At 36.5% G+C, this 21322-nt stretch carries 19 protein-coding genes; 5 read left to right on the top strand and 14 right to left on the bottom strand.

The window, feature by feature from the left end; all coding sequences use genetic code 11:
- Positions 1–293 precede the first annotated feature (293 nt).
- Positions 294–1241: an NAD(P)H-binding protein gene (locus G8Y84_RS06715; RefSeq protein WP_037572682.1), complete on the bottom strand. Its 948-nt coding sequence runs from the start codon at positions 1239–1241 to the stop codon at positions 294–296.
- A 112-nt stretch (positions 1242–1353) separates the two neighbouring features.
- On the opposite strand from G8Y84_RS06715, the gene G8Y84_RS06720 reads away from it, so the two are divergent.
- Positions 1354–1860: a GNAT family N-acetyltransferase gene (locus G8Y84_RS06720; protein WP_037572684.1), complete on the top strand. Its 507-nt coding sequence runs from the start codon at positions 1354–1356 to the stop codon at positions 1858–1860.
- A gap of 229 nt (positions 1861–2089) precedes the next feature.
- Here the strand turns inward: G8Y84_RS06720 and G8Y84_RS06725 are convergent, their stop codons facing one another.
- From G8Y84_RS06725 to G8Y84_RS06765, 9 genes are all read right to left on the bottom strand, one after another.
- Positions 2090–3130 carry an alpha/beta hydrolase gene (locus G8Y84_RS06725; RefSeq protein WP_037572686.1) on the bottom strand — a complete coding sequence of 347 codons (1041 nt, stop codon included), beginning with the start codon at positions 3128–3130 and terminating at the stop codon, positions 2090–2092.
- Positions 3131–3172: 42 nt separating this feature from the next.
- On the bottom strand, positions 3173–4240 hold the full coding sequence (locus tag G8Y84_RS06730; RefSeq protein ID WP_037572688.1) for a YkvI family membrane protein: 1068 nt from the start codon (positions 4238–4240) through the stop codon (positions 3173–3175).
- A 240-nt stretch (positions 4241–4480) separates the two neighbouring features.
- Positions 4481–5920 carry an MDR family MFS transporter gene (locus G8Y84_RS06735; RefSeq protein WP_165806209.1) on the bottom strand — a complete coding sequence of 480 codons (1440 nt, stop codon included), beginning with the start codon at positions 5918–5920 and terminating at the stop codon, positions 4481–4483.
- Between the two features lie 188 nt (positions 5921–6108).
- Entirely contained in the window at positions 6109–6609 is a 501-nt protein-coding gene (locus tag G8Y84_RS06740; RefSeq protein WP_037572694.1) for a hypothetical protein, read from the bottom strand.
- Between the two features lie 165 nt (positions 6610–6774).
- Complete coding sequence (locus G8Y84_RS06745) at positions 6775–7791, bottom strand: FecCD family ABC transporter permease (protein WP_165806210.1); 1017 nt, start codon at positions 7789–7791, stop codon at positions 6775–6777.
- On the bottom strand, positions 7788–8747 hold the full coding sequence (locus G8Y84_RS06750; protein ID WP_051604946.1) for a FecCD family ABC transporter permease: 960 nt from the start codon (positions 8745–8747) through the stop codon (positions 7788–7790). Before G8Y84_RS06750 ends, G8Y84_RS06745 begins: the two co-directional genes overlap by 4 nt.
- A gap of 64 nt (positions 8748–8811) precedes the next feature.
- The gene (locus G8Y84_RS06755) at positions 8812–9618 is read right to left on the bottom strand and encodes an ABC transporter ATP-binding protein (RefSeq protein WP_103159326.1); all 807 of its coding nucleotides are present in this window, start codon (positions 9616–9618) and stop codon (positions 8812–8814) included.
- Between the two features lie 273 nt (positions 9619–9891).
- Positions 9892–10725, bottom strand: coding sequence for a YitT family protein (locus G8Y84_RS06760; protein ID WP_037572705.1), 834 nt, complete (start codon positions 10723–10725; stop codon positions 9892–9894).
- 552 nt (positions 10726–11277) lie between these two features.
- Positions 11278–12504, bottom strand: a complete 1227-nt coding sequence (locus G8Y84_RS06765; RefSeq protein ID WP_105962924.1) for a NupC/NupG family nucleoside CNT transporter — start codon at positions 12502–12504, stop codon at positions 11278–11280.
- Between the two features lie 270 nt (positions 12505–12774).
- Between G8Y84_RS06765 and G8Y84_RS06770 the strand changes: the two genes are divergently transcribed.
- From G8Y84_RS06770 to G8Y84_RS06780, 3 genes are read left to right on the top strand one after another with little or no spacing between them, the layout of a single operon-like run.
- Positions 12775–13011 carry a FeoA family protein gene (locus G8Y84_RS06770; RefSeq protein ID WP_103159324.1) on the top strand — a complete coding sequence of 79 codons (237 nt, stop codon included), beginning with the start codon at positions 12775–12777 and terminating at the stop codon, positions 13009–13011.
- Positions 13004–14998: a ferrous iron transport protein B gene (gene feoB, locus G8Y84_RS06775; protein ID WP_105962923.1), complete on the top strand. Its 1995-nt coding sequence runs from the start codon at positions 13004–13006 to the stop codon at positions 14996–14998. The genes G8Y84_RS06770 and feoB overlap by 8 nt, the downstream gene beginning before the upstream one ends.
- 11 nt (positions 14999–15009) lie before the next feature.
- Complete coding sequence (locus tag G8Y84_RS06780) at positions 15010–15171, top strand: FeoB-associated Cys-rich membrane protein (RefSeq protein WP_037572717.1); 162 nt, start codon at positions 15010–15012, stop codon at positions 15169–15171.
- A gap of 50 nt (positions 15172–15221) precedes the next feature.
- Here G8Y84_RS06780 and G8Y84_RS06785 read toward each other — a convergent pair whose 3' ends face one another.
- Positions 15222–16946 (bottom strand): ABC transporter ATP-binding protein, encoded by a 1725-nt coding sequence (locus G8Y84_RS06785; RefSeq protein WP_105996667.1) that lies wholly within the window; start codon positions 16944–16946, stop codon positions 15222–15224.
- Between the two features lie 257 nt (positions 16947–17203).
- Here G8Y84_RS06785 and pbp4 point away from each other — a divergent pair, with 257 nt between their 5' ends.
- Positions 17204–18487, top strand: coding sequence for a penicillin-binding protein PBP4 (gene pbp4, locus G8Y84_RS06790; protein ID WP_103159322.1), 1284 nt, complete (start codon positions 17204–17206; stop codon positions 18485–18487).
- A 49-nt stretch (positions 18488–18536) separates the two neighbouring features.
- Here pbp4 and tagD read toward each other — a convergent pair whose 3' ends face one another.
- The 3 genes from tagD to G8Y84_RS06805 all read right to left on the bottom strand — a co-directional run bounded on the left by tagD (position 18537) and on the right by G8Y84_RS06805 (position 21153).
- A complete protein-coding gene (gene tagD / locus G8Y84_RS06795) occupies positions 18537–18935 on the bottom strand; it encodes a glycerol-3-phosphate cytidylyltransferase (RefSeq protein ID WP_037572723.1) in 399 nt (132 codons plus the stop codon).
- A 143-nt stretch (positions 18936–19078) separates the two neighbouring features.
- Positions 19079–20170 (bottom strand): teichoic acid glycerol-phosphate primase TarB, encoded by a 1092-nt coding sequence (gene tarB / locus G8Y84_RS06800; RefSeq protein WP_105962922.1) that lies wholly within the window; start codon positions 20168–20170, stop codon positions 19079–19081.
- A 179-nt stretch (positions 20171–20349) separates the two neighbouring features.
- Positions 20350–21153, bottom strand: coding sequence for an ABC transporter permease (locus G8Y84_RS06805; protein ID WP_105962996.1), 804 nt, complete (start codon positions 21151–21153; stop codon positions 20350–20352).
- Positions 21154–21322: the final 169 nt, after the last annotated feature.

A 21322-nucleotide genomic window follows, 5' to 3' on the forward strand; every position in this document is an offset into this window, starting at 1 on the left:
AACCTTAACATTTCTATTTTATTATCGCTCTCATATTAGGATATTCCTTGAGTTGTATTTATAAAGATTTCTTATTTTTTAACTTTAAAGGGTAAAAGCGCAAGGGATATCAATGTTTTATCATAAAAACAAAATCTTCATAATTTACAGACTATTAATCATTTATTTTTATGACATTATATTTTTCTAATAACAAAAACTTATCATTAAACTTAAAATAAAAAACCAGAACAACTTTTGTACTGGTTTTTTATTCAGTGCTTATATGTTTTAAAGATGATGCGTCTTTCTTGTTATGATTCGTTCTCCTCTTGCGTCTCCTCTTTTTTGGTATAACTCAAAGGCTCTCCATTCAGTTGTCGGTGTTGCAATGTTTGAATGCGACATTTTGTATCAAAACCACGAATCAACATTTGGTAAAAAGGCACTTGAATCATATACACAATTGGCCAAAATGCCTTAGGTATATAATCAAATAGGTGCACGACAATCCAATTAAATTGCGCAATATATCTAAATTCAATACATGCACGTTTTCCCTCTTTTGTATGTGAAATTGAGCTCTCAATTGCTACTAAACGATAAAAATGATGATCCACGCGTTCAAGTTCGAAGGTAAATAAATGTTTATTATTTTTCTTCTTATAAAATTTGAAAACATCTCCTTCTCTAACTATTTTAACGCGTGTTCCTGTTGTTTGTGATAACCAGTGAGTCATCTGGTCGATACATTGATTTAAATCCCAATGCGGGGGTTTTGGAATATGATGCGCAATACGAATATCGTCATATTTGGCTGCTTGAAATTCTACAGAAATATGCGGTCTATTGATACGTTTACTTGTCGCACGTACATGAACGCCTTGGGATTGGAGTTGTGTTAGTGTTTCTTGATCAAACTTGCTTCCTCGGACATATAATATTTCACGTACTCCACATACTTTAGCGGCACGTCCAAAATTATCTGCTGCAATAATGTTCAGTTCTTTCGCAAGTGCGCGTGTCATTTTAGCAGAATGTTTTGTCGGATCAATAAAAAATATCGCAAGATCCATACCATTCATCGCATTTTGAACATCATAATAATTATAAATATCTCCTTTTATCCATGTCACATTTTGAGTGGAATTCTTTTTAGGATATTTAGACATCGTGTAAATATCATAGTCAGGCGTTAAAGATTCAATTAAAGATTTTCCAATCGTACCGGTTCCTCCGGCTAGCAAAATTTTTAAACGCATGGTGATGCTCCTTTCGAATAACTTTCTATACTTGTTAAAGTGCGTTACAATAAATGATGGTATCTTATTCCCTTTTTAAAGAAGTGTAAAATGAAGAAATGGAGTTGGAAGCATGTCTTTAGAAATTAGAGAAATTAGTATTAAAGACGTCGAGGCCTTTACAACCTTGATGCAACAAGTTTTCGAAGAATCAAAGTACATGCTTTATGATCCTGGTGAATATGTTCCGTCTCTTGAGTACGCTATTTCAAATTTAGAAGAAGTGATTACTTCACCCCACTTAGCCATACTCGTTGCCGAAAAAAATGATATGCTCGTCGGATACATTACCATTGTCTCTAAACGCCTCCATCGCATTGAACATAAGGCAAGAATCACTATGGGTGTTTTAAACCAAGAGCAAGGATTTGGTATTGGCCAATCGTTAATTCATGCATGTAAAAATTGGTGTAAAGCGCATGATATGTCACGTATAGAGCTCACTGTCGTCACAGACAATAAAGCAGCCGTTCACCTGTATGAGCGTGAAGGATTTAAAATTGAAGGTGAATTGCAACATTCGCTTAAAATTGACACGCAGTATTTTAATGAATACCTTATGGCCTATCTCCTTGACTAATCTCGTTTTATTTTAGCATTGCTCCATATTAATACCTATTATAACTAAAATCATACAATCAAAATAAGTAGAGACATCAACCCTTTTATCTATTTGTTTACAAGTATACGTTAAAACCCAATCAAAAACTCTTTTTATTTAAGTTGTACTAAAATAGCCATCAAAATTTATCTGAGGATAAATTCTGATGGCTTTCTCATTGAAAGAAGCACTAAGCCCCTATTTTATGCTATTCTGTAGGTTCCTCTTCATATGGATTCAAGTTGATTTCTGTTTGCGGTGATGCGTGGATGTCCGATTTTAAGTTTTGTTGAGACGTGTTACGACTTAAAAAGCTAAGAACACGGCGAATATTTTCTTTTGACTCTGGTTTTTCCATATGAAATTGATATTGATGTTTCAAATGATGCGATCCATCATAAAACAAAGTATCTACAGGAATTTGCTTTTCTTTAAGCGCCTGTGAGAAAGAATCATTTTGTGATTTAAATGGATCTGCGTCTCCTACCGATAAGTACGTAGGTGGAAAATTTTGCGTAATTTGTCGCTCAGTAGACATTTGATTAATGACTTTCAAATGTTTTTCCCAATCTTTAGCACCTGTATAACTTCTCATAAAGAGGTCAATACGTGGGAATTCAGTGGCACGTACAGTATGCATATCATAAAATCCACCAAAGAATACCGCTGCTTTAATATTTTCAGACGGAATTTGTTGATTGAAATCCATTTCTTCTCGCAATTTTGGATTTGTTTGAATAGCTGTATATTGGCTATTGATTTGAGCACCTGCAGAATCTCCGCCGAAAATCACTTGATTTAAGTCGATGGGTAAGTTTTTTTGATTATTTTTTATAAAAGCGACAGCGTGATCCATTTGCATTAATGGCGTTGGATATTGAAACTCAGGCGCTAACGCATAATTGACATTCACGACAACGTACCCTCGCTCAACAATATTTGCCAATAACGGATTTTTATATTGCTTATCTCCAGCGATAAAACCGCCACCATGAGCCCAGAAAATGACAGGCAATTTTTCGTGAGCGCTAATGTTTTTAGGCATTAAAATATCTAGTTGACTGTTAGGTAAACTTTTCATATATGAGATATCTGTCAGTGCTGTGACGTTATTATTTTGAATAGCAACTTTTTTATGTGCGCTTTTACTTGTGCGCTCATTATGTAAAAAATAGCCGACAACAAGGCCGGCTATAACAAGACAGATTACACATATCACTACAAGCCAACTCATCTTACGTTTCTTCATAAAAATTCTCCCTTTCGGAAAAATTTTATCATATCTTATGAATTAAGCAATGTGTTTCTTATCTTGAGATTTTCTATAAAAATATTTTACTATAACAGCGAGAACAATAAATAGACCGATAACACCCATCATAGGATAAACAAATGCAATTAAACCTTCGAATCCTACGAAACTTAAAGCGTAGGCAATCGGCATAATAATACTAATCATAATGTAATATTTTTTCGTATATGGACTCGTAAAGCGAGCTGCGAATGAATAGGATAAACCTAAAATCGTATTATACATCACCGCTAACATCACGATTGAGAACACAAACGTTAAAATAGGTGAAATTTGATTGGCTAATACGAGTGTCGGGATTGCAGAGTCTTTAATATTCGGATATTCAGTTTGTAGTGCAAAGTTGATTAATCCTAATAATATAAGGTAAACAACACCACCGATTAGTCCGCCTAGACCTGAGACTTTACGTTTAGAAGCATCTCCACCAATAGCTACTAACGTACTGAATCCTACTGCAAAAGCTAATCCACCGTAGTTGAAACCATTCCAAATCCCTTGAATTAAACTTGGTTTTTCAACCACACTATTGACCTCAGAAAATCCGATAGATCCTTTAAATAAGAATGTTGCCGCAATAATTACTACTAAAATAATTAAAACAGGTGTCACCATTCCTAATGCACCTACAATTTTATTGAAATCCATCAATAAAGTTAAATACACGATGACACACATAATTAGTGCACCTAACCATACAGGTACGCCAAAACTTTCAAAGAATGTTGAACCTGCACCAGCAATCATCGTTATAGTTACGGCATAGAGTGATAAAATCAAAATATAGTCAATCACTAATCCTAATTTTTTGCCAAATAAGTATTCCAAAGTTGATTCATGGTTATTAGCGTCAAATGCAGTTCCAATTTTCGCAACTTGACGACCAATAAATGTCAAAATAAGACCTGAAATAATAACACCAATGTATGAATAAATACCATACATACTAAAGAACTGTTTAACCTCTTGGCCTGTCGAGAATCCTGCACCTACGACAACACCAACATATGCAAAGGCAATTTTAATTGCTTCAGAATATTTGTGCATTTGTTTTGACCTCCTCATTTGCAAAACACGTTAAACATTAAACCATATTATACGTTTTATTTCAAATTAGCGTAGCCGAACAAAAACGCTGTAACCCTTGATATTACAGCGTTTACCGATGATATAAAATGATTTTTAGCAATGTAATTATACAAATTACCGTATAATCAATATGATTTATCTATGAATTACGAATATATATACACTTTTTAATTTTACTATTTTAAATATACCCCGTAATTATGACTTTTTAGCAGTTAAATTTGAATTTTTTCTTTCTTTTGATGCATTCGTTAAAGTCCAAGCAATGATGATAGCCATCACAAGCAATACAAGCGCAACATAATAAGCGATATGCATCCCTGAAGTCATCGCTTCATCTTTAATCGCCTTCGTCACGTGAGCATGTCCTGCTATTTTCATATTTTGAACACCTGTAACAATCCCTACAAATATCGCAATGCCTGCTGCTCCCGCCACAGGTTGTAACAAATTAAAAATCGCTGTACCATGTGGATATTTATCTTTAGGTAACGCATTTAAACCATTCGTGCTTGCTGGCATCATAATGGCTGCGATCCCAATCATTAAGACAATATAAGCAATCACTAATGTTAAAACAGATAATCCAGGATGAATCGTCGTATAAAATCCTGCACCAGCTAATAATAAAATTAAACCTGGTAGCACTAATTTACGCGGACCATATTTATCGAATAAGCCCCCCATAAAAGGAGAGAGAAAACCATTTAAAAGTGCGCCGGGAAGTAAAATCAATCCTGCAATTTTAGCTGAAAACCCCATCGGGCCTTGTAAATACATAGGCATGACGATTTCAGAAGCAAACATAGTCATAATGACGATGACGAAAATAATCATCCCTTTTGTATAGTTATGATATTTTAATACTCGAAAATCAAGAATAGGTTCATCTAATTGATATTGGCGACGAATGAAGAGGACAACGCATAGTCCCCCGACGATGAGTGGGATGAAAATAATCGGATTTAAAATTGCACCTTCTGTGGAACCCATTTTTGAAATACTAAAAATGATACCTGTAATCCCTAGCGTTGATAAAGCTACTGACCACACATCGATTTTCGGGCGCGTGACTTCTCCTACATTTTTTAAGAAAATAAATGCGAATATAAATGTAAAGAGCATAAACGGGACGACGATAAAGAAAAGCCAACGCCAACCAAGATAATCAACGATAAAACCAGATAATGTCGGTCCTAACGCTGGCGCAAACATGATCACGAACCCGAAAGTCCCCATCACTTTACCTCGAACAGATTCATCAAATAAAAGTAACATCGCATTCATAATGAGTGGAATCATTAATCCAGTGCCGATAGCTTGTATCATTCTTCCAGTTAATAACATTGGAAAATTCATAGCCGCTCCAGCAATTAACGTTCCAATTGTAAAAATCACAATCAGCCCTAAAAATAAACGTCGTGTTGAAAACCATTGAATGATTAAAGCTGATAGTGGGGAGACAATGCCCATGATCATCATAAAACCACTAGCCATCCACTGAACGGTCGTACGAGAAATATTAAAGTAATTCATTAATTCTTGAAGTGCAATATTTAACAAAGTTTCATTCAAAATCATAAAAAATGCACCAATTAAAAAGACAATCATGATGATGCGTGAGTGATTGTTTTCCATAAACTTCCCCCTTTTTAAGATAACTTGCACATTATACATGATATATTGTGCGAAATAAAGCTCATTAACTCAAAAATCTCTTTATTTCAATTTTTGTAGCTCATCATCCTTTAACATATAAAAACTGCCCACAAAGCCAAATACTTTGTGGGCGTGTCAAAAATAGAATACCTAATTTTTATAAAGATTTATTTTGCGTCTTTAAAACCACCTAAGTCATCAAAATCTACAACGACTTGGTCCATACGTTTTGCTGTTTCTTTTAGCACGTTTCGTGCCACTTTATTCTCAGGGTCTAATTTTAAAATTTGTTTTGCAACATCAAAAGCTTTTTTATCCGAAATGACTGGTTCAGGAATCGCATGAAGTAATAACATTTGAAGCAGGCTCTTAACTTCTTTTCCTTCAGTCAATTTAATTGATGACTCTGCATGATAGTATGCCGCATCTAAAGCACCCGGTACCTCACTTAATGGATAGACCAGTAATAAAAATGCAAGATCATGTATTTCTGATGTTTCTTCAGATTTAATCATATCGAGTAAACAAGTATAGTACATGACGCTTTCATCTTCATGAGCACTAGAAATGTAAGCTTCTTCAAATGCTAAGAAATCAGTCGCGGACATTAAGCTTTTAACAGCCGAAAATTCGCCATTTAAGACATGTTTTTGAATTAGTTCTTGCATAGCTTGTCCTCCTGAATTTGCATTTCATCATAGTTACACTTATTCTAACATAATTTAGAGAGAATTGCTTATATGTTTGGCATTTAATTTTCTTTATATATACATAAAGATGATTGAAATGCATCTACAATGCGTCATAGTACAAAACTTAAATAAAACCTTTCACTATAAACGTCGCACCCGATACATTAAGTATAAGAAATAAGGGGCACCAATAATGGCGACGACTACTCCAGCTGGCATGCCACTCGGTTGAATGAGTGTTTGTCCAATCGTATCTGAAATAATAAGTAATATTCCCCCTATCATCATCGCGAGCGGAAGAAAACTTTGATGTCTCGGTCCAATGATGGTTCTTGCAATATGAGGGCCCATAAGTCCAATAAATCCAATGGCACCAGCAACAGAAACTGCAACAGAGGATAATAATACCGCAATCACTACTAAAATAAGACGTTGACGATTTAAAGAAATCCCTAAACCGCGCGCTACAAGATCATCTGTGCTTAGAATGTTTAAAACTTCTGCTTGATAGAGAATAATGGGAATCATCACTACAAGCCATGGCAGAAACGCCCACACAAATGGCCACGTATCTCCCCAAATATTTCCAGCAAGCCAAGTAGATATAAATTCAGATTGACTTTTATCGAACGTAGAGATGATGGTGAGTGCGCCTCCAGAAAGTGCGGCTGATAAGCCAATACCGACTAAAACCATACTTGCGGGGGATAATCCTTGATCTCCTTGATAACTGAAATAGAAAATAAATACCGTCACCACGATGCCCCCAATTAAACTCACTATAGGAAGCATATAAACAAAATCATCGGCTTTAACGTGGCCAATGGCTATAAATAATGCAATGGCAAAGCCACTCCCCGCATTGATGCCTAAAATGCCTGGTTCAGCTAGAGGATTACGTGTAATACTTTGCAGAATCGCCCCACTTAAACTTAAAGCAATTCCAGCAAATAAGGTAATCAGTAAACGTGGCAAACGAAATTCGACAAGTATAAGTTCGGAGGCCCCATCGCCTAATCCTAAAAAAGTTTGCCCGATTTCTTTTAAGGTTAATGGGTACTCACCTACCATGAGGTTGACCATCATCGATAATACTAATATGATTGCGCCTATCCCTATTGCGAGACGACGTTTTTTCTTAACTTTTTCTTCAATCAATTGAGACGCCCCCCTTTCTTAATCAAATATAAGAAGAAAGGTACACCAATAAACGAAATGATGGCACTCATTGGCGTTTCCCCGAGGAGTCGCGCTAAAATATCAGCCACTAGAACAAGCGTACCTCCAAAAAGAGCTGAAAGGGGTAATATTTTTTCATATTCGGTTCCAATTAAAAAGCGCACTAAATGCGGGATAATCAAACCCACAAATGCAATTTGGCCAACCATTGCTACTGAAATCCCTGCGAGCAACATCGTTAACAACAGGGCACTGAGACTGATAATTTTCGTATTTTGGCCAAGCCCTTTAGCGATTGATTCCCCTAAACTTAGTATGGTCAATTGTCGCCGCATCAACATCAACAAAATAATGACAACTAGAATTAACGGCACACTGATATACAGGTGTTGCCAAGTCGTACTGGAAATCCCACCTGCATTCCAAAAATTGATGGATTGATTTAATCTAAAAAATAACGCGATGCCCTGACTCAATGCGGTTAACAAAGCACTTACCGCTGCACCAGCTAAAATGAGACGCATCGGATTAAATCCATCGCGTCTCGAATTACCTATAGTTAAAACTAAAGTTCCTCCGAAAATTGCACCGGCAAAACTGATTAAAATTAAAACTAAAAAAGGGGCGCCTGGAAGAAGAGCAAACGCGCATGCTAAAGCAAAAGCAGCCCCTGCATTCAAACCGATTAAACTTGGATCGGCAAGTCCATTTTTAGTGACACCTTGAATCACAGCACCTGATACAGCTAACGCCATACCGACCATCACTGCACCAATATCTCGGGGCAATCGAATTTCAACGATAACGTTATGTGCTTGGTTTGAAGGGTCATATTGGAGGATAGCTTGCCCAATTGTTTTAAGATCAACATGCGCTTCTCCAACAATAATTGACACAATAAAAGCAAAGAGTAATAACACGATGCCTAGCAACATATATCGTGTAAAATGGCTTTTTTTATGAGTTTTCCTTTGGACATTACTTTCTTTCGGCATCACTTTATTTTACCTTTTCATAGTGTTTGCATAATAAGTTATATGTGACGAGCATAGGTTTACCCGTACGTGGGTCAGTACTTAATTCAGCATCAATATTGAAAACTTCTTCGAGGATTTCGTTCGTCAATACTTCATGTGTTTCACCTTGTTTGACAATGTCACCTTTTTTCATCGTAATTAAATAATCTGAGAAACGAATCGCTTGGTTGATGTCGTGAAGCACCATGACAATGGTTGTCCCGTGTTCTTCATTTAATGATTGTACTAATTCTAAAATTTCAAGCTGATGTGAGATATCTAAATACGTCGTAGGTTCATCAAGAAATATAATATCTGTTTTTTGTGCAAGTGCCATAGCAATCCATACACGTTGACGTTGGCCCCCACTCAAATCATTCACCGCGCGATGTTTGAAATCATAAGTACCTGTGACACGCATTGCCCATTCAATCTCTTGCTTATCTTCATCTGACAAACGTCCAAATCCTTTTTGGTGTGGAAATCGCCCATAAGAGACCAATTCTCCTGCTGTTAGCCCATCTGCAACATCAGGGGATTGTGGGAGAATGGCGATTTTTTTGGCAATCTCTTTTGTTGATTGTGACTGAATATTTTTACCATCTAAGAAAACCTCGCCACTTTTTGTCGCTAACAATCGAGATAATGCTTTTAATAAGGTAGACTTACCGCACCCGTTTGGCCCAATAATAGAAGTAATTTTCCCATCAGGGATCGCAACATCTAAATTGTCGACGATTACGCGCTCTCCGTAACCTATTGTGACTTCTTTTCCTGTTAATCTACTCATTCTCATCCTTCTTTCTACGCTTCCACCGATTGAGCGTCATTTCTAATCTATATTAAAGTATATCTACATTTCTAATTGAGAATCATTTTCATGTCTGTACATTATATCATTTTTTAACATGCTTTTCTATTTGAAAATGATAAACAAAAATAAGAGCGGTATTGAAATATATCGCTCTCCTAAAGCTAAAAGCCATCAAAATTTACCCTTAGATAAATTCTGATGGCTATTTGATACAACTTATTTCAGTAAAAAGTGTCAGTAGATAACTCATTAATCCTCTACTAAAAATCCATTTCCATAAACATCACGCACATCATGCACCACTACAAAAGCATTTTTATCTATTTGACGAATGAGTCGTTTCGTACGTGAAAGTTGCGTTTTACTTATGACAGCATAAAGGACATCTGTTTCTTGTTTTGAAAAATAACCACGACCATTTAAAATTGTGACGCCTCGCCCGATATCTTCATCAATCATTTTCGCCACACGATCGGGTTCTTTGGAAATGATAGTGACTGCTTTTTTAGGATTTAAACCTTCGATGACGAAGTCAATCACTTTTGTGCCGATATATAAACTAATGAGCGTCACTAATACACGGTCTAAAGGAATCACTGTGAGTGAAATCAACACTACAATCACATCGAAAAAGAGCAATGCGTACGGTGTACTAACATCTAAATATTTGTTCGCAATTCCTGCAAGTATCGTTGTTCCTGCTGTTGTTCCCCCCGCAAGAATGATGATTCCAATCCCTAAGCCTACAGCTGAACCGCCAAATATCGCGTTCACCAAAATATTATCTGTTTGCACATGCCATGGCTCTGTTAAACTCAAGAAAATCGAAATTAGCACCGTCGCTAAAATCGTCAAGTACATGCTTCGTTTACTTAAAAATTTATACCCCACTGCAATTAGCACAGCATTGACAATAAAGTTTGTCCAAGCGGGTGAGATATGAAAAGCATAATATAAAATAATTGCTAAACCAGTGACGCCCCCTTCTCCAAGGTCGCCTGAAATTACAAATGCATTAACACCTGCTGCAAAAATGAAACTGCCGATAATAACCAAAATAATATCTCTAATTGTTCTTTTCACACCGACATCCCCCTTTTTTAATCTATCGTTGTAACATAGTCATATTATCACAATTTATTCACAATTCGTACCCTATCAACAATAAAGAAGAGACAAGCCACGGCCAATTTAATAGAATGAATAATAATAAACAGTGTCCCTAAAAATAAACTCCTACTTCTATTCAGAAATATATTCTCTTTAGTCTCTAGTAAATAAGAATTCACTTGATGAAGATTGACTAATCCCTTATATACAAGTTATTTCTAAGCTCGCGCAAATAAATTTTAAAAATTTCTGAATATTTAGTTTACTTATAGGGTGTCTTTATGTATAATAAGAATTACCTTATTTGTTGCAAAGCAACAAGAGGCCATCTCCTTTGTGTTGTTTATAGTAAGAGAGATTTTTGCTCGTAGGTTGATATTTTGCTCGAGTATCAACCCAATTATTCATTTCCCGTCAAGGCAGTTCGGCAACAGCTGAGCTGCCTTCTTTATATGAAAAAACAGCCCTCAAAGCTTTTAACTTTGGGGCTGTTAACACAACCGAAGTTGGCATCATCTCTATTTTTTACCAAGCAAACAAGCCTACAAAACCTGCTGTCAGTAACGATACCAAAATACCTGCCAATAACATCATTGGAACATATTTCGACACAAAATCCGAAGTCGATTCTTTAACAATCCCTTTTAATGTACCGATAATCATCCCTACTGTCGAGAAGTTAGCAAATGAAATTAAGAACGTCGAAATAATAGCACGTCGGTGTGGATCATAATTTTGCACCTCGCCCATAATTTCTCCCATGACGACAAATTCATTTGTCACAATTTTTTTAGCCATTTGTTGTGCCACAATCCATGCCTCATCAAATGGTAGACCGAGTAACAATGCGAAAGGATACATAAATACACCAAGAATTTGGTCTAAACCGATACTGCCTTTAATATGGAATAAAGAAGCAATACCACCAGAGATTAAATTAATGAGTCGATCAGCTAATTCTGCTAAGGCTACAAAACTAATGACGAATGCAATAATAATTAAAACCAGTTTTCCAGCATTTAAAACGGAATCTCCTAAAAATGAGAAGAAGGGTTGACGCTTTTCATTTGTACGTAATTCATAAATAACATCTTCATCCGCTTCGATATGTATTGGATTCAAAATAGAAGATACAATCATTGCATTAATAATATTTAATGGAATGGCCGTCAATACAAGTTCTCCTGGCAACATCGTCACGTATGCGCCTACAATAGCTCCTGACACAGAACTCATGGACATCATTGCAATTGTGAGCACCCGCGCATCATTAATGCGTTTTACTTGCTCACTAGAAACCGCGATGGCTTCAGTATTTCCTAAAAACATCATTTCAATCCCAAAAAAAGCTTCGAACTTGGGTTGACGTGTGATTTTCGCTAATACCCAACCAATACCACGCATAAAGAATGGAAGTATTCTTAAATACATAAGAACATCAAACAAAGGGACAACTAAAAGAATCGGAAATAACGCAGCGACAGCCATGTCCATTTGCTTTGTTGTCGTCCAACTTTTAAAGGCAAATCCCACTCCAGAGAATGCCGCATCAATGACCCAGGAAATACCTGCAGCAGCATATTCAACCACTTTCGTTCCTGCGGGGAAGTAAACAAAAAACCATGCGAGAAGTAAATTCAGTAAGACTAAGATGCCTATTGAACCCCATTGTATATTTTTTCGATCTCTCGAGAACAATGCGGCAACACCCATAAATACAATTAATCCAATTATGTTGATAATTAAATACATAGGTTGAAACCCTATCCTTTCTCTGTTTTTAACACTTCAAGTATACCACGTGCCCTTAACGGTGAGAATAACTTTTTACATCGCTTTCTCTCCCTACACACCAAGCCAAATATCACTATTTATCGAAAATATTAAACGTTTTCAGTCAAACGCATAAAAAACACTCTTGTCACTAAATTTCCACACTAAAACTATTGTTAAAAAGTGTCATCGCGTATATAATTTTATTGAAAATGATTATCATTAACATTTATGGAATAGGTGATTTTAATGACACATGTGGCTGACGCTCAAATCGGCATTAATTATAGAGTAACGACACTTGATATGAACAATTCAAATTTAAAGCATCGTTTACGTGCTTTAGGTTGTATTGAAGGGTGTCAATTGCAAGTTCATCAAAAAGGATTATTCAAAGGCCCTTGTACAATTAATATTAACGGCCAACATATCTCTATCCGTCATTGTGATGCATGTAAAATTTGTCTGGAGCACTGCTATGAATAACGCATACTGTATTTTAGGAAACCCAAATGTCGGTAAAACTTCCCTTTTTAATGCGTTAACAGGCTCGTACGATTATGTAGGCAACTGGAGCGGTGTTACTGTTGAAAAAAAAGTTGGACAACTGAAAGCGCACTCTGGGCGTTTGATTGATTTGCCTGGCATTTACGACCTCGTCCCCATTTCCCGTGATGAAACGGTGGTTACTGACTACCTTATTCACGAGACGTTTGATGGGATGATTAATATTATTGATGCTGCTCAAATCAAGCGAAACTTTAATTTAACTATTCAATTACTAGAGTTTGGCGCACCGTTGCTTATCGGTTTGAATATGGTGGATGTTGCGAGTCAGCGTGGCATTCAAATCGATTACCAAAAATTAATGCGCAAATTACACCTCCCTATCATTCCAGTGATTGCTAGAACTGGAAAAGGGAGTACAGAAATGCTCAACGCTTTAAAAGATCATCATTTGTCACCACAACGTCCCTTAATCATTCAGTATGGGGAACACATAGAATCACTTATTAAAGAAATCATCGCATGTATTCCAAAAGACTATCCGCTTGCAAGTAAGCATCATCGCTTTATCGCTATTCAATACATCTTAGACAATCCATCCGTTAAAGCCTCTTTTGACGCTGCAACACGAGAAGCATTTAATAACTGCATGACGGCTTTTCACCGTACACATAATATAGATATTGAGCGAGAAATTCTGGCTACTCGTCAAAATTACATCGAAGGGTTGTTGAGTGATGTCGTTACCTATCCTAAAACAACGAAACATCACCTTACTGAACGTATCGATGCTTTATTAACACATAAAGTGTTAGGAATTCTTATCTTTTTAGGATTTATGTGGCTCATTTTCCAAATTACATTTACATGGATTGGAACGCCACTCTCTGATCAACTCGACGCATTTTTCGGCGGACCGTTAACCGATTTTGCGACAAAAGTAATGACTTCATTAGGTATTTATGCGCCGATTCAAGCGCTTGTAACAGACGGCATTATTGCTGGTGTAGGGGGCGTACTCGTCTTTGTCCCGCAAATTTTAGTATTATTTTTCTTTATCTCTCTGTTAGAGGATTCTGGTTATATGGCGCGCATAGCCGTCATTATGGATCGAATTATGGAGAATTTTGGTTTAAACGGAAAATCTTTTATTCCCATGATTATCGGGTTCGGTTGTAATGTTCCCGGCATCATGGCTGCTCGGAGTATTGAAGAAGAAAAAGAGCGCCTGACCACCATCTTAATCACGCCTTTCATGTCATGTTCAGCGCGCCTTCCTGTTTATGGTTTGTTTGTGGCTGTATTTTTTGCCCAACATCAAGCGCTTATCGTCTTAAGCCTTTATGTTCTTGGCATTGTCGCTGCATTAGTCGTCAGTTATATTTTGTCTAAAACGATACTGAAAAAAGATACGTCGATTTTTGTTGTTGAGCTCCCACCTTATCGCATGCCATCTATCAAGACGTTATGGCGTAGTACGTGGGAAAAAGGAAAAGGGTTTGTTAAAAAAGCGGGTACTTTTATTTTTGCGGGTTCTGTCATTATTTGGATATTAAATTATGCAGGTCCAAATGGCTTAGACGTGCCTGTCAATGAAAGCTTTTTGCATGCTATCGGTACAACCCTTGCCCCACTCTTAACACCGTTAGGTTTTGACAGTTGGCAAGCCGCTGCAACATTAATTCCAGGTTTTCTTGCCAAAGAAGTCATTGTGAGTGCGATGGCCATTATTTATGCGGTCAATGATAACGCCTTAGTCTCTATGATTTCATCACATTTCACAGCATTATCTGCTTATAGTTTTATGGTGTTCATTTTACTTTACACACCTTGCTTAGCAACAGTCGCTGCTATTCGTAAAGAAACAACGTCATGGAAATGGACCCTACTTGCGGTAACCTATCCTGTCACGATTGCCTATGTGCTTTCATTTATTGTCTATCAAGTGGGTTCACTTATTTTTTAGGAGGTGATACGATGACACTCGTCATCAATATTTTATTTGTACTCGTCATCATCAGTTATTCTGCCTATGTCCTTACGCGTTATTTTAAGAAATCTAAAAAAGGACAATGTAGCGCATGTGATATGAACGAAGGTTGCCAAACAAATCACTTGCCAAAACATCTCCAAAATTAAAGAAAGGTGGCATTGCCTTGTTGCATCAAACAAGGGCAATGACCACCTTTTTAATGTGTGGTTAAGTTTTGTGTTTCTACAAAATGTTGATATTTTTCATGCGTTTGCATTAACTCTTCGTGTTTACCTACGCCTGTGACACGTCCTTGATCTAGGAAAATGATTTGACCTGCCTTTTTAATTGTAGATAAACGATGGGCAATCACGACTGTTGTCCGATTTTCCATTAAGATATCTAATGCTTCTTGGATTTTACGTTCACTCTCGCTATCTAAGTTGGCTGTGGCTTCATCCAATAATAAAATATCTGGATCTTTCACAAAACTTCTCGCAATATCAATACGTTGACGTTGGCCTCCTGATAATTTTAAGCCACGCTCTCCAACAATCGTATCATAACCTTGTTCGAAGCTTGAAATAAATTCATGACAATTGGCAAGTTTAGCATAATGTTCAAGTTCTTCTTGTGAGACTTCTCGCTCTATTCCGTAAAGCATATTTTCACGAATAGTGCCATTCATCATGGCATTCGATTGCATCACATAACCAATTTTACGGCGCCAGTCACTCAAACTAATATCATAAATTGATTGTTGGTTATATTTAATATCACCGGTTTCAATTTCATACATACGTTCGATTAAACTGAATAACGTACTCTTCCCAGAACCAGAGGGCCCAACGAATGCCGTTACAGCTCCTCGTTGAATATTAAACGATACGTCATTTAATACAGGCTTAACCTCATATTGGAATGACACATGTTCAAACGTCAAGTCACCGTGGGCAAGGTGATAGGCATTATTTTTCGGTTCAATGGCTTCCAGAGGTTCATGTAATATTTCATAAATTCGACTGCTCGCACCGACCGCTTTTTTATAGTCTGTAGCTAATGTCGATAAATTGATTAATGGAACTGATAAATTAAGCACATAAAAAATCATTGCCACGAGCGTCCCTGCTGATATTGCGCCAGATGAAATACGCAATCCTCCAAAACCAAGAATCATACCAATCGTAATCAGCATAATAATACCTGAGATGGGTTGAATAATTGCAGCTATTTTCGCCTGTTTAAGTCCTAATTTATAGATTTCATCTAAGTTGAAACGTGCTTTTTCTAATTCATAATGTTCCGTATTCGATACTTTTACAAGTCGCATTTCTGTTAAAACACGGCCTAATAGACCACTAAAATTAGCTATTTCATTTTGCGTATTCGTCGAAATTTTTTGCATAATCTTACCTAGTGGCGTAATGATCAGTGCAAAAATAGGAATAGTAATAAATGTGAGTAAGGTCATTTGCCAGTCTAAAATGAAAAGCATGACTAAGGAACCTATCACTGTAATGACAGATGGAAAAAAGCCTGGTAATTTTTGCGAAATAAAATCATTAATCACTTTTGTATCATCTGTTAGACGACTCATCAATTGTCCACTTTCATTTTTATCAAAAAATGGCATTTTCAAATGAATGATGTGTCGCCATAATACTGAGCGAATCGCATAAATCATTTTTTCGCCAATTTTATTTAATAAATAATATCCTAAACCGCTTAGTATCGCATTCATTAAAAAGACACCCACAAGAATTGCGATAAATGACGGATTAATTGTCGTTATCGTAAATTTATCTACTAATCGTCCAGTAAAAAGAGGGACGAGTAGACCTGTTAAACTCCCCAATGAGGCAATCATAACTGCAATAATAATCAAACCCACTGGCCATGAAATTTTTTTTAGTAAATAGATAAGTGGATTCTCTTTTTTCATAAATTCGTACCTCTTCAATCGTTTTTACTTGTGGTGACTTATCTGTGTCACGCAGTATTCTAACCCTCTTTTATAGCATCGCTCTAATCACGGTTTTTTTCTCACTCGGTGATAAGACATCCGATTAATATGTAGAAATGTCTCACTCCATTATTTTCAAACTACACCTTTAGATGCATACATCTCACAAAAAACTGTGGTAAAATAGAATTTCAGTTGTTCCAAACAAAAGTTTGAAGATGTTTGAAGGAGTGCGTATGAAAAAAGTAATTCTGAGTATTTTAGTTGTATTCTTCGCTACAACTATTATAACACCTTTTACTAAAGCGAATACAGTGACACCTGTAGATATCGCGAATCAATATGGGTATTCGGTCGGTTATGGCTTTCAACCTGAGGGACTCATTAACATTAGTGAAACAGGCCAAATCCTTTATCAATACCAAGATCAACAAAAATGGTACCCCGCTTCAATGACCAAGCTGATGACGATGTACCTCACGTTACAAGCAGTAAAATCGGGTGACTTAAGCCTTGATGACACTATCAAAATCACCGATGAACATTATAGAATGTCTACATTGCCAGAATTAAGCAATACAAAGCTCTATCCTGGAGAAACCTATACCATCGCAGAATTACTCCAAATTACCGTTTCAGCCTCCAGTAATGCCGCCTCGTTAATTCTTGCGAAAAAAGTATCTGGATCAACATCAAAATTTGTAGATGACATGAACCAAACTGCGAAAGATCTTGGCATGTCAAAAACGCATTTCGTTAATCCAACAGGTGCTGAAAACTATCGTTTACAAGAATTTGCGCCTAAGAAATATAAGAATGAGATGTCGTCAATGACCTCTCCTCACGATTATGCTATCTTGGCTTTACATACTGTCAAAGACACACCTAAGATATTAGATTTCACTAAGCAAATTGCACCGACTCAGCACGGGGTCACTTATTACACATTCAATGACCTACTTGAGGGTGGCAATATGAGTCTCCAAGGTACAGATGGTTTAAAAACTGGCTCAAGTGATCTTGCGGATTACAACAATTCTCTTACCACAAAACGTGGTAAATTCCGGATATTCCATATTATTATGGGCGCTGGAGATTATAAAAATCTCGGTGGTGAAAAGGAACGCAACATGATGAGTGCAAGTACCATTAATGCTGCTTTTGATCAATATGATTATAAAAAAGTCTTAGCCAAAGGTGAACACAAAATTAATGGAAAAGCTTATTATGTGACTGAAGACTTGTATGATGTTGTACCTAAAGGAATGACAAAACCCTACCGCTTTGTCATTGAAAAAGGTGAAGTTCATTTAGAATACGATCGACAGTTTATTTCTAAAGCGTATGGGCCACCTACAGTCACTGTAGAAAAACCAATAGTACATCAATCAAAATCATTTGTTGTGAGTTCTTGGAAAGATCATCCTATTCTCACCTCACTAGGATTGCTCTTTTTAATAGGGTTTTTATCAGTCATCATTTATTATCTACTCTTTTTAACTTTTAATCGCCGAAAATAACCGAATCTCAAAATATTAAAATAACGGATTGGGGGAGTCCCCCAATCCGTTATTTTGCGTCTTTGCCGTATAATTCTTTTTTAATTTGAGTAGTCGATATTCCTTCGGTACGTTTAAGGTAAATCACTTCACATTTGTCTTTGAGAAAGTCAAATTCGCCTTCCCAATCGTGACCCATCACAAAAGTATCAATTTCGTACTTTTCAACGTCGGTTTCTTTTTGACCCCAATCATTCTCTGGAATCACAAGGTCTACATAACGAATCGATTCTAACATCATTTTTCGTTGCTCATAATTATAATAAGACTTTTTATTTTTGATTCGATTAAACTCATCACTCGAAAGTGCAACTACGAGATAATCTCCCATTTCTCTTGCACGACGCAGTAATTCGATATGTCCATAGTGTAAAAGATCATACGTTCCATAAGTAATGACACGTTTCACGTTTACACCTCCTTAATATTTTTAATATGAGCTTAACATATGACCAAAGTATAGCACGCACGTCTAAGAGATACAATTCAAAATCTATATATTAGAGACTATACTCAAGTTTTAAAGGCTAATGGTCATCATGTTCGTTGAAATTAAATTTTTGTTAGTCGGTCTACATAAATAGCAATCTGATTTAACGTGGATTGTTTATTATACGTATGCCAATCTTCAAAAAGCGGTTGGAGGTCCTCAGATTCAAGACGACGATAGATGTCCTCTTCTCGATAGACCTTATAAGAGGTAGGGATATCATAAAAATAACGATTTAAGCCTCTCACTTTTTCATACGCTTGTTCGTCATAGACATAGAATAATGTCGGCGTTTGAATAAGGCTTGCTTCAATAGGTAAAGAACTATAATCAGAAATAATTACATCAGCAAGAACAATCAAATCAAAAATAGATAATCCATAATCCTCCGATAAGATATGTGTTGCTGGATGATAACGTGTTAACAGAAGATACTCCGGCATATTTTTTTCGAAGGCCTCTTTATTTAAGATTCGGTTGGTCATGCCTTCTTCTCGATAAGTCGGCAAATAGACGGCCACTTTTCGCTCTATCCCTAATTGCGCTCTAAGTTGGGTTTTTCGTGCGTCAGTATCTGTTTGAAAATACCTGGACATTCTCGGAACTCCAAAATTTACAAGCTGCTCATAATTTGCGTGAAAAGCGTTTTGAAAGCACGTAGCCATTTGGGCACAGCCTACAAGATATTTATCGGTTGTGGCATACACCTTTTGATATTGCTTGACACTTAAAACATTGTCCTGATTGACCGCATGGTCTTCGAAACCAAATTGTTTTAACGCCCCTGCGGCATGCCAAGTCTGTATGACGGTTTGTCCTTTTTTCTTTTTAAATCCTGCCATAAATGCATATAAATTATCTATAAAAATAACTTTAGCACCTGCCATTGCGTATAATTGATGGCATATATTCATTTGATGAAGTTCATGAATGAGGACCCCATCTATTTGTTTTAACACCTCAAGGTGTTGTCTTTTAGCAAATACAGTGACATGAAAGCCGCGCTCATTTAATTTTTGAATGACAGGTAATGTGTCTTCTTTAAAAGTCATTAAAACTACTATTTGTTTGGTATTGATATTCCTATTCTGAACAAAAAGCATTAAAAAACGAATCATTATGATGTACACTTCTTTGAACCAATAACGTAGCATTTTTAACACCGCCTTATAAGATTTGTTTATAGAAAAAAGCTGGACAACTCGTGCGCCAGCCTTTGAGAAATTATAATCCATCAATGACTGGGGGATATGCGCTTACATCGCTCATCTACCCCTAGTCATTGATGACATTAGAAGATGCTCTTACCTCTAAGTAAGATTCTTTGTCTCAATTACATAAAATCTGCAAAATGATCTCTGTAGCGCATATGCAACATCGACCCAACAACAAAGAATACTACTGCAACAAATACGTTATATAAAGCGAGTTCCCAGTGCTCAATAAAATACCATTCATGGAATAATATTGCGGCACGATAACTCTCTGCAATGAAATAAATTGGATTATACATCATAATCTTTTCTGGCAAAGACCCTGGTTTGGGTACCCAAAGAATTGGGGATGCATAGAAAAGAACCCTTAATAAAGCTTGCATTGCCATTTGCGTATCTCTCACAAGTACCCCTAACGTTGAAGTGAGCAACGCAATGGACATTGTTATAAAATAAGCAAAAGGAATATATAATAACAATTGGACAATATAAATTGAAGGGGGCACACCCGCAATCATACACAATATCACAATGGCAAATACGAGTACGAGATGTCCATACAATTTACTCGTCACGATGTACGTAGGAATGATCGACAAGGGAAAATTCATTTTTGCCACTTGACCATATTTCATCGTAATCGATTTTGTCCCTTCTAAAATACCTTGGTTGATAAAGAACCACATGCTAATCCCAACGAGTAACCAGTATATAAACGGCACACCATCAATAGGATGGTTGCTACGAATTCCAAATCCAAACACAAACCAATAAACCATGATTTGAATAATAGGGTTAATAATCTCCCATGCTAACCCTAAATAGTTATTATGATTTGTAATTTTTAGTTGGAACTGTGCTAAACGTTGAATGAGATAAAAACTCGTCACGTGCTCTTTTAGCACGGTTAAGACAGACTTCATAACTGACCACGCTTTCACATACGACAACATTTGATTGTCAAACTAAAAATAACCTCCCACTTTATTTAAAGTTTGACCCATCCGTATCTATCGCATATTCTTTAATTGAAATAACTCATAGCTTTCAGTAAAATTAATACATTGTATCCTTAAATAATTTACAATAGCT

This window comes from Staphylococcus sp. 11511212 (assembly GCF_011394755.1).
GTDB classification, from domain to species: Bacteria; Bacillota; Bacilli; order Staphylococcales; family Staphylococcaceae; genus Staphylococcus; species Staphylococcus chromogenes.